The following is a 14,199-nucleotide window of genomic DNA, read 5'->3' on the forward strand; positions in this document are numbered from 1 at the left end:
CCGGTGTCGTCCGGTGGACGGATCTGTCGCCGGTACGGAAGCCGCGACGACAGGTGTGAACGGTGGACTATCCGGCGACCGGTTGGGCGGCGGGCGCTCGGCGCACGCACGCGAGCACGGCGGCCGCACAGGCGAGCGTCAGTACGGCGCAGACGACGACGGCGCCGTCCCATCCGGCGAGCAGCTGCTCCGGTGTCTCGCGGCCGGTCGGCGACGCGAGCACGGACACGACCGTCACGCCGATCGCGGCACCCAGATAGCGGGCCGTGTTGTTGATGCCGCTGCCCATCCCGGCCCGGTTCGCCGGCACCGACGCGACCGCCTCCCGTCCGAGCGTCGCGTTCACGACGCCGGTGCCGAGCCCGGCGACGATCAGCGAGAGCAACGGGAGCGCGATCCCGGAGTCGGTCGTCAGCCAGGCCAGCGGAACGATCCCGGCCGCGATCACGACCAGCCCGGCCGTCAGCCGGACCGGGCCGCTGACCCGTTCACTGATCCGCCGGGTCAGCAGGGCGGTGACGATGCTGGTGCCGGACCAGCCGAGCAGTAGCGCCGCGGCACCGAGCGCGCCGTAACCCTGCCCGCGCTGCAGCAGCGCAGGCAGGTAGGACGAGACCGCGATGATGCCGAGGCCGGTCGCGAGGCTGCCCGCCGAGGCGGCGACCAGGCCCGGGTTGCGGAACAGCGCGAGCGAGACCATCGGGTGCGACGACCGCCGCTGGACGACGACGAACCCGGCCAGCAGCACCACCCCCACGACCAGCAGGACGATCGGCACCGGGCCGATCGGCAGCCGTCGCGCCTCGGTCAGACCGGCGAGCAGAGCGGACAGGCCGGCGGCCAGCAGCACCATCCCGGGCACGTCGACCGGGCGCGGCTCGCCCGACGTGGACTCGTCGAGGACCATCCGGCCGGCCACCGCCACGGCGACCGCGGCCACGGCGACCAGCAGGTAGAACGGCCGCCACGGCACGATCCCGGCCAGGAGCGGCCCGATCGCGATGCCGGCCGCGAGCGCGGCACCCCACAGGCCGCTGGCCGATGCCCGTCGCGGGCCACTCGGGATCGCGTGGCTGATCAGCGCCAGGCTGCAGGCGATCATCGCGCCCGCACCGGCGCCCTGGACGACCCGGCCGAGCACGAACACCAGCGTCCCCGGCGAGGCGGCGCCGGCCACCGAGGCCACGGCCAGCACGACAGATCCGAGCACGAACACGCGCCGCCGCCCGTGCTCGTCGGCGAGCGTGCCCGCGGTCAACAGCGCCGCGGTCAGACCGAGGCTCATCGAGCTGAGGATCCAGGACTGTCCGGACGCGCCGGTCCCGAGATCGCCGGAGATCTGGCGGAGCGTCGCCAGCGGCGCCGTGTACGAGACGAGTGCCAGGAACGTGCCCAGCGCGGAGACGGCGACCGTCCGGTGCGGCATGACCAACTCCTCGGTTCGGTGAACGAACCGACGCTAGCACGAACCGGTTCGATCACCGAACCGATCGCGCTAGGATGTGACGATGCCGCTCGGAACCGACTACGGCTCGCAGGCCTGTGCGATCGCCCGTGCACTCGAGATCGTCGGGGAGCGCTGGACGCTGCTGATCGTGCGCGACTGCTTCTACGGCGTGCAGCGGTTCTCCGATCTGCAGCGCCATCTCACCGTGCCGAAGGCGGTGCTCGCGTCGCGTCTGGAGTCGCTGACCGAGGCCGGCGTGCTGGAGCGCGACGAGCGCGGCCCCGGCCGGGTGGAGTACCGGCTGACCGCGCGCGGCGAACAGCTGTGGCCGGTCCTGCACTCGCTGGCCGCGTGGGGCGAGGCGCACGCCGCCACCGGTCCGCGCAGGCGGCTGTTCCGGCACGTGCCCTGCGGTGTCGAGCTCGACGCCCGCGCCGCATGCCCGGCGTGCGGAACCGTCCCGGATCCCGGGGACGTGGAGATCTGCCCCGGCCCCGGCCTGGCGGGCGAGCCGGAGCCGGAGGAGTTCGTCGGGCGGATGCTGCGCAGCCCGCGGCGGCTGCTGGAGCCGATGCGCTGACTACCGGGTCCGCGTGAGGAATCGCTCGCGCTGCTCGTCGGAGACCGCCGCGGCGGCGGTGGTGCGGGCCATCGCGACGGCCGCGTCCCCGACTGCGCGGTCCGCTGACGGTCCGACGCACGCCGCCGTGAACTCCGGCTGGTGGTTGACGGCGCCACCGGACTCGACGCCGATCGCCGGGTGGATGCTCGGCACGACGAGGCTGACGTTGCCCATGTCGGTGCTGCCGGCCGGCAGCACCCGCTCCTGCTCGGGCGGGAGCAGCGTGCGGCCCAGCTCGAGGATCGCGTCGCGGTACGTCGCGGACAGCCACGGGTCGTGGCGCAGCTCGGCGTAGTCCGGGGCCGCGGTGATCTCGAACGAGCAGCCGGTCGCCACCGCGCCCGCCTCGATGCACCGGCGGACGCGGGCCTGCAGCCGTTCCAGCGATCCGACGTCCGGGGCGCGCATGTCGTAGACGGCGCGGGTGTCGGCCGGGACGACGTTGGGCGCGTCACCGCCGTGCGTGACGATGCCGTGCACGAGCTGTTCCGGCTCGAGATGCTGGCGTCCCACGCCGATCGCCACCTCGGCGACGGTGAGCGCGTCCGCCGCGTTCACGCCCAGGTGCGGCGCCATTGCCGAGTGCGACGGCGTGCCCCGGTACCGGATCTCCCACTCGGCCAGCGCCAGCGGGCGCGGCGCGGCGACGTCGATCGGGGCCGGGTGGGCCATCATCGCGAGGGCGACGTCGTCGAACACGCCGGCGTCCAGCATGACGATCTTCCCGCCGCCCTCCTCCTCGGCCGGGGTGCCGACGACGAGGACGGTCAGGCCGAGCTCGTCGGCGACGTCGCGCAGCGCGAGCCCGGCGCCGACCGAGGACGCGGCGATCAGGTTGTGCCCGCAGGCGTGGCCGATGCCCGGCAGCGCGTCGTACTCCGCGCAGAACGCCACGGTCAGCGGTCCGGACCCGGCGCGGGCGACGAACGCCGTGTCCAGGCCCGCGGTGCCGCGCTCGACGGCGAAGCCCTCCCGTTCGAGCAGGCCGGAGATCTTCTCGGCGCTGCGGTGCTCGGCGAACGCGAGCTCCGGTTCGGCGTGCAGGCTCCCGGCGAGCTCGACGAGCCGGTCCGCGTGGTCATCGACGGCGTCCGCGCAGTGCCGGGCGATCCGCTCCGGGATCGGGGTCCCCATCTCGTCCTCCTCCTGCTCGCCTGCCCCGATTGTTTCACCGTGTGGGTGCCCCTCCGGCCGACGTGCCGCCGAGGGGCCGGGAACGTCGGTCCGGGAGCGGGTGACGGGCCGGTGACCGGGGACCGTCCGTGCGGTCGTGGCCGCGTCCGTCAGGCGACCCGGACCGACACCTCGGTGCCGCCCTTGTACGGGACCCGGACCGATACGAAGCCGTGGGCCGGATCCCGTACCCAGCCCACGTAGTCGGCGTAGTCGCCGCGCATCACGCCGACGTTGTCGGTGATCACCACCGCGCCGGGGCGAAGGCTCGGGGCGACGAGGCGCAGCACGTCGAGCGCCGCGTCCGGAAAGCCGTCGTTGAGCATGAGGTCGACGGGCCCGTCGAGCTCGCGCAGCGTCTCGCACGCGTCACCGGTGCGAATGTCGACCTGGTCGGCGAGGCCCGCCTCCCGAACATGGGCGCGGGCCCGTTCTGCCTTCGCCGGCACCATCTCGGTCCCGATCACCGTGCCGCCCCCGTTGTCCCGCACGGCCGCCGCCAGCCAGATCGTCGAGACGCCGAACGACGTCCCGAACTCGACGATCCGGCGGGCCCGCACCGCGCGGGCCTGGGCGTAGCAGAACGCGGCCTGTTCCCTCCCGAGCGCGAGGAACGCGTCGTCCATGCCCCCGTCCGGTGCGGCCGAGGACCGCCGCGGCCGTCCGAGGGCCAGCGCGGGCAGGTCGCCGGCGAGCCGCAGCAGGATCCGCGGCAGCTGCCGGTCGTTCGCCGAGTGCAGGCGGCGCAGCACCCCTGCGGCACGCGGATCGAGGACCGAGAATGGATCATGGCTGGTCATGGGGCTATTGTGAGCAAACCTTCACCATCTCGAAACTCGCTTTCGCGAGCCGTACGGAGGAGGAGCATGCGCCCGGAGCACCGACGCCCGGAGCCGCGGAAAGAGCCCCGGCAGGTGCGGGCGGAGCTCACGCGTGAGCGGATCCCGACCGCGGCTGCTCACGTTCTGGCCGAGTTCGGGTACGCGGCGGGGGACGTCCTGCCGGACGCCGTCGACCGGGAGCGCCCGCTCGCCGACGTCGTGCGCCTCATGGTGCGTGCCGCCCGTGGAGCGCCTGGAACGCGAGCTCGTCGCGATGCCGACGCGCTACCTCGCCGGGGGCGACGGCGGCGGATGATCAGTCCTCCGGCACCTCCCGGTCGATCTCGTCGAGCCAGGTCCTGGCGGACATGTCCGACGGCGCTCGCCAGTCACCCCTCGGGGAGAGCGCCCCGCCGGCCGAGACCTTCGGCCCGTTCGGCAGCGCCGAGCGCTTGAACTGGCTGAACGAGAAGAACCGCTGCGCGAACACGCGCAGCCACTTCTTGATCTCGGCCGGCGTGAACTCGCCGCGCTCGTCCTCGGGGAAGCCGGGCGGCCAGGCACCCGCGCCGGCGTCCGACCACGCGTGCCGGGCCAGGAACGCGATCCGCGACGGCCGGAAGCCGTGGCGCAGCGTGTACCACAGCGTGAAGTCCTGCAGCGCGTACGGACCGACCGTCGCCTGGCTGGACTGGACCTCCTGCCCGCCGTCGGACGGCACCAGCTCCGGCGTGATCTCGGTGTCCAGCACGGACTGCAGCACGGCCGAGACCCGCTCGTCGAACTGCTCGGAGGAGATCACCCAGCGGATCAGGTGCTGGATCAGCGTCTTCGGCACGCCGCCGTTGACGTTGTAGTGCGACATCTGGTCGCCGACGCCGTAGGTGGACCACCCGAGCGCCAGCTCCGAGAGATCGCCGGTGCCGAGCACGATCCCGCCGCGCTGGTTGGCCAGGCGGAACAGGTAGTCGGTGCGCAGTCCGGCCTGGACGTTCTCGAACGTGACGTCGTACACCGGCTCGCCGCGGGAGAACGGGTGGTCGATCTCGGAGAGCATGGTGCGCGCCGTCGGCGTGATGTCGATCGTCTCGAACGTGACGCCCAGCGCCTCCGAGAGCGCGACGGCGTTGTTGCGCGTGTGCTCGCCGGTCGCGAAGCCGGGCATCGTGAACGCCAGGATGTCGCTGCGCGGCCGCTTCTCCCGGTCCATCGCCCTGGCCGCGACGATCAGCGCGTGCGTCGAGTCCAGACCGCCGGACACGCCGATCACGACCTTCGGGTGCCCGATCGCGCGCAGCCGCTGCTCCAGGCCGGAGACCTGGATCGAGTACGCCTCGTAGCAGTCCTGCTCGAGCCGCTCGGGATCAGCGGGCACGAACGGGAAGCGCTCGACCACCCGTCGAAGACCCAGGTCGCGGTCCGGGGGGTCCAGCGCGAACTCGATCGTCCGGAAGCCGTCGAGCCGGTCCGCGAGGGCGCGCCGGTTGTCGTCGAACGTGCCCTGTCTGCGGCGCTCGGACGCGATCAGGTCCAGGTCGACGTCCGCGACGGCCCGCTGTGCGCCCTTCGGGAACCGGCCGGACTCGGCCAGCCGCTCGCCGTTCTCGTAGATCATCGTCTGGCCGTCCCACGCGACGTCCGTCGTGGACTCGCCCTCCCCGGCGGCGGCGTAGACGTAGGCGGCCAGGCAGCGCGACGACGCGGACCGACACAGCAGCCTGCGCTGGTCCGCCCGCCCGACCGTGATCGGGCTACCGGACAGGTTGACCAGCACCGTCGCCCCGGCCAGCGCCGCCTCCGCGCTCGGCGGCACCGGGACCCAGAAGTCCTCGCACACCTCGGCGTGCAGCACGAAGCCCGGCAGGTCGGTCGCCGTGAACAGCAGGTCCGGCCCGAACGGGTACTCCTGACCGCCGATCCGGATCGTGCCCCGCTGGTCATCCCCGGCCGCGACCTGGCGACGCTCGTAGAACTCGCGGTAGGTCGGCAGGTACGACTTGGGCGCGACGCCGAGGATCCGTCCACGGTGGACGACGACGGCGCCGTTGTAGATCCGGTGCCGGTGCCGCAGCGGCGCACCGACCACGAGCACCGGCAGCAGGTCGGCCGTGGCCCCGGCCAGCGCGACCAGCTCGCGCTCGACGGCGTCGAGCAGCGTGTCCTGCATCAGGACGTCCTCGATCGAGTACCCGGACAGCGTGAGCTCCGGGAACACCACGAGACCGGTGCCGTCCTCGTGGCACTCGCGGGCGGCGTCCAGCACGGCGGCGGCGTTCGCCGCCGGGTCGGCCATCGTCGTGCGGATCGTCTGCGCGGCGACCCGCAGGAAGCGGTGGCGGTAGAGGGAGCGGAAGTCCATCGGAGTCCTGCGCTGCTTTCCTGTCGGGATCTCTCTGGACGCAGTCTGCCGCAGACCCCCGACAGTTCGCGGCCGTGATCCTCGGGTCGGCGCCGGTCACCCGGGGTCCGAGCGAGCGGCGCGGTCTCGGTGCGGTGAGGCGGTGGGGCCCGGGACGCGCGTCGGCCGCACGAGCCGGAGAGGACGTGGCCCGTCGGTACGGGACCGACGGTCACCCTACGGCGGCGTCGACCGCGCGAACGTGACGCTCGATCCACTGTGTCCGTTCGAGTGGCACGTTCCGGCTGTCGCGACCGCCAGAACGTTCCTCTCGATTCGAACACACCGCCGAGTGGCACGGTGTGGCGGTCCGCCCGCGCCCGCGACGGCGGCGTCCCACCGGCTCCTCATCAGCGGAGGCGGCGTCGTCCGTCGGCTCACGTGGTGAGGCGGTTCCCGCGAGCGCCGGTGGCACGTCGGAGCAGCCACGACGCCGGAATCGGTTCTGCAACGGGTGCGTCCACAGATCTCCCGCGGTGATCGGTCGATGGGGGACGATCCGGGAGGGGTCCCGTGGGGGGAGCGGAATGCTCCGAGGGGACATACGGGGGGAGAACGACCGTGGACGAGCAGACCTCGCGCGCGCCGGGAACGTCCGGGAACGGCGGGCCGGAGGCGTCCGCGCCGACGTCCGGTGGCGCGGAGGCACCCGGCGCGGGGCCGGCTGCGTCGGCGCCCGGCGACGCCGAGGACGCCGCGCCCGTCGACCCGACCGCCTCGCCCGTGTCGTCGGTGGACGAGACGTCACCCGACCCTGCGGACGCCACCACCGACTCGGCCGGACCGGCCGGCGACGAGGTCGTAGCGGCGACGGCCGGCGCGGGCGCCGAGCCCGCGTCGCGGGCGAGCGAGCCGGCGGCCGGCAGCGGGTCGACGGTCGGCTCGGCCACCGCCGCATCTGCGTCGGTTTCGAACGAGAGCTCCGCGCGTGCATCGGCGCCGGTGGGGAGCGCGTCGCCGGACGGGGGCCGCACACCGGAGTCCGCGGCGGACGGGAGCGCTGCACGCGCCGGGTCCACCGAGGAGGACGACCGCCCGGCCCTGGTCACGCCCTCCGACGACGCCACGGTCCCGTTCCGGGACGGGGCGACCACCGCGGGACCGTCGGACGACGCGACGGTGACCGTTCCGCCGGCCTCCGCGGGACCGTCGGACGACGCGCCGGTGACCGTTCCGCCGGCCTCCGCGGGACCGTCCGGCGACGCGACGGTGACCGTTCCGCCGGCCTCCGCGGGACCGTCGGACGACGCGACGGTGACCGTTCCGCCGGCCTCCGCGGGACCGTCGGACGACGCGACCGTGACCGTCCCGCCGGCCTCCGCAGGACCGTCCGACGGCACGACCGCGTCCGCCGCGCCACCCGCCGCGCCTCCGACCGCCCCGTACCCGGCACCGTCCGGTCCGGTCGGCTGGGTACCCGGGCAGCCGTTGCCGTACGACCCCGGCACGGGTGGCATGCCGCCAGCCGCCCCCGACCCGTACGGAGGTGCACCGGCCGCCGAGCCCAACGCGTACGGCGCGCCCGGCCCGTACGGCGGGCCGGGTCCGTACGGCCCGCCCGGTGCGTACGGGAGCCCCGGCGCGTACGGCGTACCCGACCCGCCGCGCGGAGCGCCCGGCCCGTACGGCCCGCCGCCCGGGAACGGCGGCGGGACCGCTGTGTGGCCGGGACCGCCACGGCCGGAGCCGATCCGTCGTCGGAACGGGAAGCCGCTGCTGATCGTCGGTGTGGTCGTGCTGTTGCTGGTCGTCGCAGGCGTCGTGTTCTTCGTGATCCCGCCGGCGGCGTCCTCGGCCGTCGCGAACGCCGCGGACGCCGCGCGTGGGTGGACCGGCGCGACCTACCGCGGGCCGCTCCGCGGGCCGAACGGCCGGACCGTCACCGTGGACGTGACCGTCGGCCCGAACGGCGACAAGACCGGGACGTTCACGCGCGACGGAGGAGGGCGCGCGGACTTCGCCGAGACCGGTGGCGTGCAGCTGTTGCGCGGCAACGCGTCGTGGTGGTCCGGGCAGGCGCAGGGTTCGGACAAGGGACGTCGGTTGGGTGGCATCTGGCTGCGCAACCCGGCCCCGGAGACGACGTGGCTCCGCGCGGTCCCGCTCCTCGCCCCCGGCGCGCTCGCCGACGACCTGACCGGCCCGGCCGGTGCACCGCAGGAGTACTCCGACGCGGGGGACCAGGCCGTCGACGGCCAGGACGGTCGCGTCGTGACGGCGGCCGAGCACCGCGTCGTCCTGTCCGACGACCACGAGGCCCGGCTGCTCGCGATCGTGCCGCCCGCGTCCGCAGACCCGGCCGGGCTCCGGGTCTCGGCGGCCGCTCCGGACCAGGTCGCGGCCGTCGGCTCGGCCGGAGCCCCGCTGTCCGAGGCCGAGGACTACTCGTCGGCGCTGTACTACCCGGACGACGTCGAGGTCGACATCCTGCCCGCCCCGCCGTGCTCGACACCGACCTGCACGGTGACCGTGAAGCTCACGAACTCGGCCGGTCTCGAGGCGCGCGGGGTGGTGACGATCACGAAGAACGGCACGGTGCTCAACCGCATCCCGTTCACGCTCGGTCCCCGTGCGGAGGGGACGTACACCGCGACGTCGCCGAACGCGGGCATGGCGGCCGGTCGCGACGTCACGGCCCGCTACGAGGCGACGGTCACGGCGTCCTGAAACCGGGGCTCACCGGCGCAGCGCCCGCAGCAGCGCCGGTGGGCGACCGCCGAACCCCTCCGCCTCGAGCACCGCGAGCATGACCCGCGGCAGCTCGCGCACGGACGGGAACATCACGTAACGCGGTGACCACTCGGGGCGGAACTTCGCGTTGAACCGGTAGAGGCTGTCGATCTGCCACCACCGCGAGGCCAGGCGCAGCAGCCGGGCCCACGACCGGGCCACCGGGCCCGCCCCGATCCGCTCACCTCGCTCCAGGGCCGAGCGGAACACGGCGAAGTTGAGCGACACCCGTCGTACCCCGAGGCGGGGCAGTGCGGCCATCAGCTCCGCGATCAGCAGCTCGTTCACGCCGTTGTCCGCGTCCGCGGCGCGCAGCATCACGTCCAGCGACAGCCCGTCCGGCCCCCACGGGACGAGCTGGAGCAGCCCGCACGGCGTGCCGTCGCGGTCGGCGGTGACCAGCACGGCGTCCGGGTCGTCCGGGTCGGCGACCCGGGACAGCGCCATCGAGAAGCCGCGCTCGGTCTCCCCGTCCCGCCAGCGCAGCGCGCGGGCGGCGACCTCCTCGCGCTCGTCGGTGCCCAGGTCGGACAGGCGCCGTACGGTCGCCGTGTGCCCGGCGCGCTGCATGCGGTTCACGGCCTGGCGCACACCGCGCATCGGCCGGCCGTCGAGCGTGAACGTCGCCGCGTCCAGCACGGCCTCGTCGCCCAGCTCGAGCGCGTCCAGGCCGGCCTTCGCCCACGCCACGGCCCCGCGTTCCGAGCAGCCGAGCACGGCGGGCGACCACCCGTTGCGCACGCAGTTGTCGACGAACGCCTCGATCGCCCCCGGCCACGCGCCGACGTCGCCGACCGGGTCCCCGGACGCCAGCGCGACACCGGCCAGCACCCGGTAGGACACGGCGGACTTGCCGCCGTGCGAGAACACCGCGCCCTTGTCCCTGCGCAGCGCGAAGTAGCCGAGCGAGTCGCCGTCCGCCCGGGCCAGCATGGTCCGCAGGCTCTCCGCGTCCTCGGCGGACAGACCCGGGCGCGGCTCCGGCGAGCGCAGCAGGTGGTACCCGGCGACGACGAGCGCGACGATGCCGAACGTCAGCCCGATGGTGGCCGTCAGGTCGTCCACCCAGCCGACCTTGAACTGGACCGGCCCGGTCACGCCGATCAGCGAGAGCAGGGCGTGCGCAGCCTCCGTCCCCGGACCGGGGCTCCCGTCCAGCCGCCGCTCGTTGATCACGAGCAGGATCCAGACCAGCGCGAACCCGGCCACCGCGAACTCGACGAGCGTCCGCAGCGCACGGCCGAGACCGCCCGGGTCCTGCCGCGCGACGAAGTAGCGCCGGGTCAGCACGAGCGCCACCAGCAGCGCGGCCGACCCGATCAGGGCGACCACCCCGCGGTGCTGGTCGATCACGTGCAGCAGGTTGACGACGACGAGCACGGCCGTCGTCGTGCTCGCGAGCCACCATGCCCTGCGCTTGCGCCGACGCAGACCGGTCGCCAGCAGCAGCACCGCGACGCCGGCGACGAGGGTCACGACGATGCCGGCGACGCCGACCGCGGGCGGCAGCCCCAGCGACGTCCGCAGCGGGCCGCCGAACATCCGGCGCGGCCCCGGGAACAGCGCCGTCACGATCGTCATCAGCGCGACCAGGCGCGTCGCCCAGACCACGGCCCTGACCGTCGCGGCCTCGGAGAGCCGACGGCGCCGGGCCTCCGGGTCGGCCACCGGCATCGAGGCGCGGGGCCGCGACGCCCCGTCGGACTCGGCCCCGGCGGTCTCGGAGCGCACCACGACGTCCTCCTGTTCCCGGATCCGTGGCCCCGTCGCCCGGCGGGGCAGTTCACAACGATGTCATGCCGGGCGGGGGGTCACGCCGGGAGTACAGCAGTGTCCCGGTTCGTTACCGATGAGAAATGATCACGGTTCGGCGGGGTCCGCCGGGGCGGGCAGGAGGGCTGCCCGCAGCGCCACCGCCGCCTCCGCGACCGCCTGCCGGGGACGCGGGCCGATGCCGAGCGCCGTCGCGAACCCGTGCACGAGATCGGGGTGGCGGCGCAGCGTCGCCGGGACCCCTGCGGCGCGCAGCCGGTCGACCAGCGCCTCGGCCTCGTCGCGCAACGGGTCGAACCCGGCCGTCGCGACGTAGACCGGCGGCATGCCGGCGAGATCGGAGTCGGTGAGCGCGAGGCGCGGGTCCGACCGCAGCTCGTCCGGCACGTACCAGCTGGTCAGGACGTCGATCGCTTCGGAGGTGAGGAAGAAGCCGTGGCCGAACAGCGTGCGTGACGGGGCCGTCGGTACCAGGTCGACGACCGGGAAGAACGCCAGCACGAACGCGGGCACCGGCCCGCCGGAGCGGACCGTCTCGTGCGCGACGGTCAGTGCCAGGCTCCCGCCCGCGCTGTCCCCGCCGACGGCGACGGAGCCCGCCACGGCACCGAAGCGGTCCGGGTGCCCGGCCACGTACCCGAACGCGGCGACGCAGTCCTCGACGGGTGCCGGGAAGGGGTGTTCCGGCGCGAGCCGGTACTCGACGGACAGCACGCGGACCTCGGCGTCGGCGCACAGTGCGGCGCACAGCCCGTCGTGGGTGTCGACGCCGCCCGCCACGAACCCGCCGCCGTGGAAGTACACGAGGACCGGAGACGCCCCGGTCAGCGTGTCCGGCGTGTACAGGCGGGCCGTCAGGTCGCCGTCGGCACCGGGGACGGTGGTGTCGGTGCGGAGCACGCCGGGCTCCGGGTCGCCCGCCACGACGCCGCCGAAGAACGACTGGCCGGTGCGAATCGTGCGCGCGTCCCGGGGTGGGGCGGCCCGCCCGCGGTTCGAGCCGGTGACCGTCCGCAGCACCTGGAAGTCCAGATCGAGGTCCTGACCGTCCACGTGCACCGGCCTGCCGGCCAGCGCGCGCTTGAGCGGCAGGGGCATGCCCAGCACCGCGTGCAGCGCGGTGCGCAGTGCCCTGGCCCGCAGACCGGGGCCGGCGTGGCTCACCGAGGTCGACATCACCCGCCTCCTTCCCCACGGCCCCCACGTTCGGGGGTGCGGAGACCGTCACCATCGATCGTGGCACCGGCCGCCCGGACATCGCTGGAAGCGGCGTCGAGTGTCACGACCGGTGCTCGACGCGCAGTACCCGGCCGGACGCCCGCCGTTCACCCCTCGGACAGACCCGCCCTCACCCGGTCAGGCCTGCTTCGACGGCGAGCAGGCCGGCCTGGGTGCGGTTGGTGCACTCGAGCTTCACCAGCATCCGCGACACGTAGCTCTTCACGGTGGCTTCTGAGAGGTGCAGGCGTGTCGCGATCTCCGCGTTCGTCAGGCCCTCGCCGAGGCACCGGAGGACATCGATTTCACGCTCCGTGAGGTCCCGGGTGCGTGCGCGGGCCGCCGTCGTGCGCCGGTGGTCCGCCCCGGACGCCGCGACGAGCCGGGCGGCCGCCTCCGGGGAGAGCACCGTGTGCCCGTCCGCGGCGACCCGGACGAGCCGGACCAGGTCCTGCGGCGGTGTCGACTTGACGAGAAAGCCGGCGGCGCCGAGCTGCAGCGCGCGCAGCACGTAGGTGTCGGCGTCGAACGTCGTCAGTGCGACGACGGCCGGCGGGCTCACCATCGACGCGATCCGCTCGATCGCGGTCAGCCCGTCCACACCGGGCATCCGCAGGTCCATCAGCACGACGTCCGGGTGGTGGTTCAGCACGGCCTCGACGGCCTCTGCCCCGTCGTGCGCGCGGGCGACGACGTCGAGGTCGTCGGCCGCGGACAGGATCGTCGTCAGGTGCTCGCAGACCATCGGCTCGTCGTCGACCACGAGTAGTGTGATCATCCCGTTCCCGGAGTCGTCGGTACGAACGCCGGAAGCCTCGCATCGACCGAGAACCCGCCGTCGGGGGTGGGGCCGTGGCGCAGCGTGCCGCCGACGAGCCCGACCCGCTGCTCCAGCCCGGCCAGCCCGGAGCCGGACCCGGTCGCGGCCAGCGACGGGTCGGGGCCGGAGGGAGCGGCGGCGTTCACGACCCGGATCTCGACGCGGTCCGGGCCGTAGCGCAGGCACACGCCGGTCCGCGCGCCCGGCGCGTGCTTGCGGACGTTCGTCAGCGCCTCCTGCACCACGCGGTACGCGGTGCGCGCGACGGTCGGGGCCAGCGCGTCCGGAGAGCCCTCGACGTCCAGGTCGACCGGCAGCCCGGCCGCCGCGGACTCGCGGGCCGGCTCGGCCGGGTCACCCGCCTCCCGTGCGCCGCCCGCCCGCTCCGGCGCCGGCCCGGTGCCCTCTGACTCGGTGCGCAGCACGCCGACGAGGTCGCGGAGCTCGGTCAGCGCCTGCGTGCCCGCCGAGCGGATGTCCCCTGCGGCGGAGCGCACGTCCGGCGCTGCCGAGGTCTCCAGCGCGCCCGCGTGCAGCACGATCAGGCTGATCCGGTGCGTGACCACGTCGTGCATGTCGGCGGCGAGGCGGCGGCGCTCGTCGGCGCGTGCCTGCTCGGCCAGCAGGTGCTGCTCGCGCTCGGCCCGCTCCGCGCGTTCCCGCAGCGACTGCAGGAGGCGGCGCCGGGCGTCGACGTACGCCGCACCGAGCGCGGGGACCAGCGTGGCGAGCAGGCCGAGGGGCGTCAGGTCCCATGCGGGTGACCACGGCCGCGCGGCCAGCACGGTGAGCACGGCGGTCACGGCGATCCACTCGCGTCGCGGGGCGGCGAACACGAGGAACACCAGCACGGCCGGGACGGCCCGCGGCACGGTCAGCGGGCTGAGCTGCTCGACCGGGACGAAGAGTCCGGGCGCGAACGCGTCGGAGAGCGCCATCAGCACGGCGACGGCGACGACCACGCCGGTCACCACGCCCGGCCATCGGTACAGGACCAGCAGCGACAGCGTGCTGACCACCTGGAGCGCGACACCCGCGTACGGGCCCGCCCATCCGGTCGTCGGAGGACCGGTCAGCCCGAGCGCCAGGTCCAGCGCCGTGATCGCGACGACGAAGACGACGAGCGTCCTGCGTGCCGCGGGCGGTGCCGCAACCGGACCCTTCACGCGATCACCGTAGGGCCGGCCGCGACGTGCC

The 14,199-nt window shown here is 74.5% G+C and carries 11 protein-coding genes and 1 pseudogene; 4 read left to right on the forward strand and 8 right to left on the reverse strand.

The window, feature by feature from the left end:
• Positions 1 to 67: 67 nt before the first annotated feature.
• Positions 68 to 1,426, reverse strand: coding sequence for an MFS transporter (locus tag EV378_RS22900; RefSeq protein WP_132429509.1), 1,359 nt, complete (start codon positions 1,424 to 1,426; stop codon positions 68 to 70).
• An 82-nt stretch (positions 1,427 to 1,508) separates the two neighbouring features.
• On the opposite strand from EV378_RS22900, the gene EV378_RS22905 reads away from it, so the two are divergent.
• Complete coding sequence (locus tag EV378_RS22905) at positions 1,509 to 2,027, forward strand: winged helix-turn-helix transcriptional regulator (protein WP_132429510.1); 519 nt, start codon at positions 1,509 to 1,511, stop codon at positions 2,025 to 2,027.
• On the opposite strand, the gene EV378_RS22910 is transcribed toward EV378_RS22905, so the two are convergent.
• Positions 2,028 to 3,203 (reverse strand): M20 family metallopeptidase, encoded by a 1,176-nt coding sequence (locus tag EV378_RS22910; protein ID WP_132429511.1) that lies wholly within the window; start codon positions 3,201 to 3,203, stop codon positions 2,028 to 2,030.
• 149 nt (positions 3,204 to 3,352) lie between these two features.
• Positions 3,353 to 4,042: an O-methyltransferase gene (locus tag EV378_RS22915; RefSeq protein ID WP_132429512.1), complete on the reverse strand. Its 690-nt coding sequence runs from the start codon at positions 4,040 to 4,042 to the stop codon at positions 3,353 to 3,355.
• A 66-nt stretch (positions 4,043 to 4,108) separates the two neighbouring features.
• On the opposite strand from EV378_RS22915, the pseudogene EV378_RS36460 reads away from it, so the two are divergent.
• Together EV378_RS36460 and EV378_RS35475 are read left to right on the forward strand one after the other, a co-directional pair.
• Positions 4,109 to 4,234, forward strand: a pseudogene (locus EV378_RS36460) (TetR/AcrR family transcriptional regulator); the annotation flags it as partial.
• Positions 4,176 to 4,379 (forward strand): hypothetical protein, encoded by a 204-nt coding sequence (locus EV378_RS35475; protein WP_165922388.1) that lies wholly within the window; start codon positions 4,176 to 4,178, stop codon positions 4,377 to 4,379. The pseudogene EV378_RS36460 and the gene EV378_RS35475, both read left to right, overlap by 59 nt.
• On the opposite strand, the gene EV378_RS22925 is transcribed toward EV378_RS35475, so the two are convergent.
• Positions 4,380 to 6,422, reverse strand: coding sequence for an NAD(+) synthase (locus tag EV378_RS22925; RefSeq protein ID WP_132429513.1), 2,043 nt, complete (start codon positions 6,420 to 6,422; stop codon positions 4,380 to 4,382).
• Between the two features lie 600 nt (positions 6,423 to 7,022).
• Between EV378_RS22925 and EV378_RS22930 the strand changes: the two genes are divergently transcribed.
• Positions 7,023 to 9,128, forward strand: a complete 2,106-nt coding sequence (locus EV378_RS22930; RefSeq protein ID WP_132429514.1) for a hypothetical protein — start codon at positions 7,023 to 7,025, stop codon at positions 9,126 to 9,128.
• A gap of 9 nt (positions 9,129 to 9,137) precedes the next feature.
• Here EV378_RS22930 and EV378_RS22935 read toward each other — a convergent pair whose 3' ends face one another.
• The 4 genes from EV378_RS22935 to EV378_RS22950 all read right to left on the reverse strand — a co-directional run bounded on the left by EV378_RS22935 (position 9,138) and on the right by EV378_RS22950 (position 14,168).
• On the reverse strand, positions 9,138 to 10,865 hold the full coding sequence (locus EV378_RS22935) for a phosphatidylglycerol lysyltransferase domain-containing protein (RefSeq protein WP_132432595.1): 1,728 nt from the start codon (positions 10,863 to 10,865) through the stop codon (positions 9,138 to 9,140).
• 186 nt (positions 10,866 to 11,051) lie between these two features.
• On the reverse strand, positions 11,052 to 12,140 hold the full coding sequence (locus tag EV378_RS22940; protein ID WP_132429515.1) for an alpha/beta hydrolase: 1,089 nt from the start codon (positions 12,138 to 12,140) through the stop codon (positions 11,052 to 11,054).
• Between the two features lie 172 nt (positions 12,141 to 12,312).
• Positions 12,313 to 12,960 (reverse strand): response regulator transcription factor, encoded by a 648-nt coding sequence (locus EV378_RS22945; RefSeq protein ID WP_132429516.1) that lies wholly within the window; start codon positions 12,958 to 12,960, stop codon positions 12,313 to 12,315.
• Positions 12,957 to 14,168 carry a sensor histidine kinase gene (locus EV378_RS22950; protein WP_132429517.1) on the reverse strand — a complete coding sequence of 404 codons (1,212 nt, stop codon included), beginning with the start codon at positions 14,166 to 14,168 and terminating at the stop codon, positions 12,957 to 12,959. Before EV378_RS22950 ends, EV378_RS22945 begins: the two co-directional genes overlap by 4 nt.
• Between the last annotated feature and the right edge of the window lie 31 nt (positions 14,169 to 14,199).

It is taken from the genome of Pseudonocardia endophytica, assembly GCF_004339565.1.
GTDB classification, from domain to species: domain Bacteria; phylum Actinomycetota; class Actinomycetes; order Mycobacteriales; family Pseudonocardiaceae; genus Pseudonocardia; species Pseudonocardia endophytica.

What these genes read in the sequence shown, in the direction of transcription:
- EV378_RS22900 (WP_132429509.1), bottom strand. Translation starts at nt 1,426, where the DNA reads ATGCCGCACCGGACGGTCGCCGTCTCCGCGCTGGGCACGTTCCTGGCA.
- EV378_RS22905 (WP_132429510.1), top strand. Translation starts at nt 1,509, where the DNA reads ATGCCGCTCGGAACCGACTACGGCTCGCAGGCCTGTGCGATCGCCCGT.
- EV378_RS22910 (WP_132429511.1), bottom strand. Translation starts at nt 3,203, where the DNA reads ATGGGGACCCCGATCCCGGAGCGGATCGCCCGGCACTGCGCGGACGCC.
- EV378_RS22915 (WP_132429512.1), bottom strand. Translation starts at nt 4,042, where the DNA reads ATGACCAGCCATGATCCATTCTCGGTCCTCGATCCGCGTGCCGCAGGG.
- EV378_RS22925 (WP_132429513.1), bottom strand. Translation starts at nt 6,422, where the DNA reads ATGGACTTCCGCTCCCTCTACCGCCACCGCTTCCTGCGGGTCGCCGCG.
- EV378_RS22935 (WP_132432595.1), bottom strand. Translation starts at nt 10,865, where the DNA reads ATGCCGGTGGCCGACCCGGAGGCCCGGCGCCGTCGGCTCTCCGAGGCC.
- EV378_RS22940 (WP_132429515.1), bottom strand. Translation starts at nt 12,140, where the DNA reads ATGTCGACCTCGGTGAGCCACGCCGGCCCCGGTCTGCGGGCCAGGGCA.
- EV378_RS22945 (WP_132429516.1), bottom strand. Translation starts at nt 12,960, where the DNA reads ATGATCACACTACTCGTGGTCGACGACGAGCCGATGGTCTGCGAGCAC.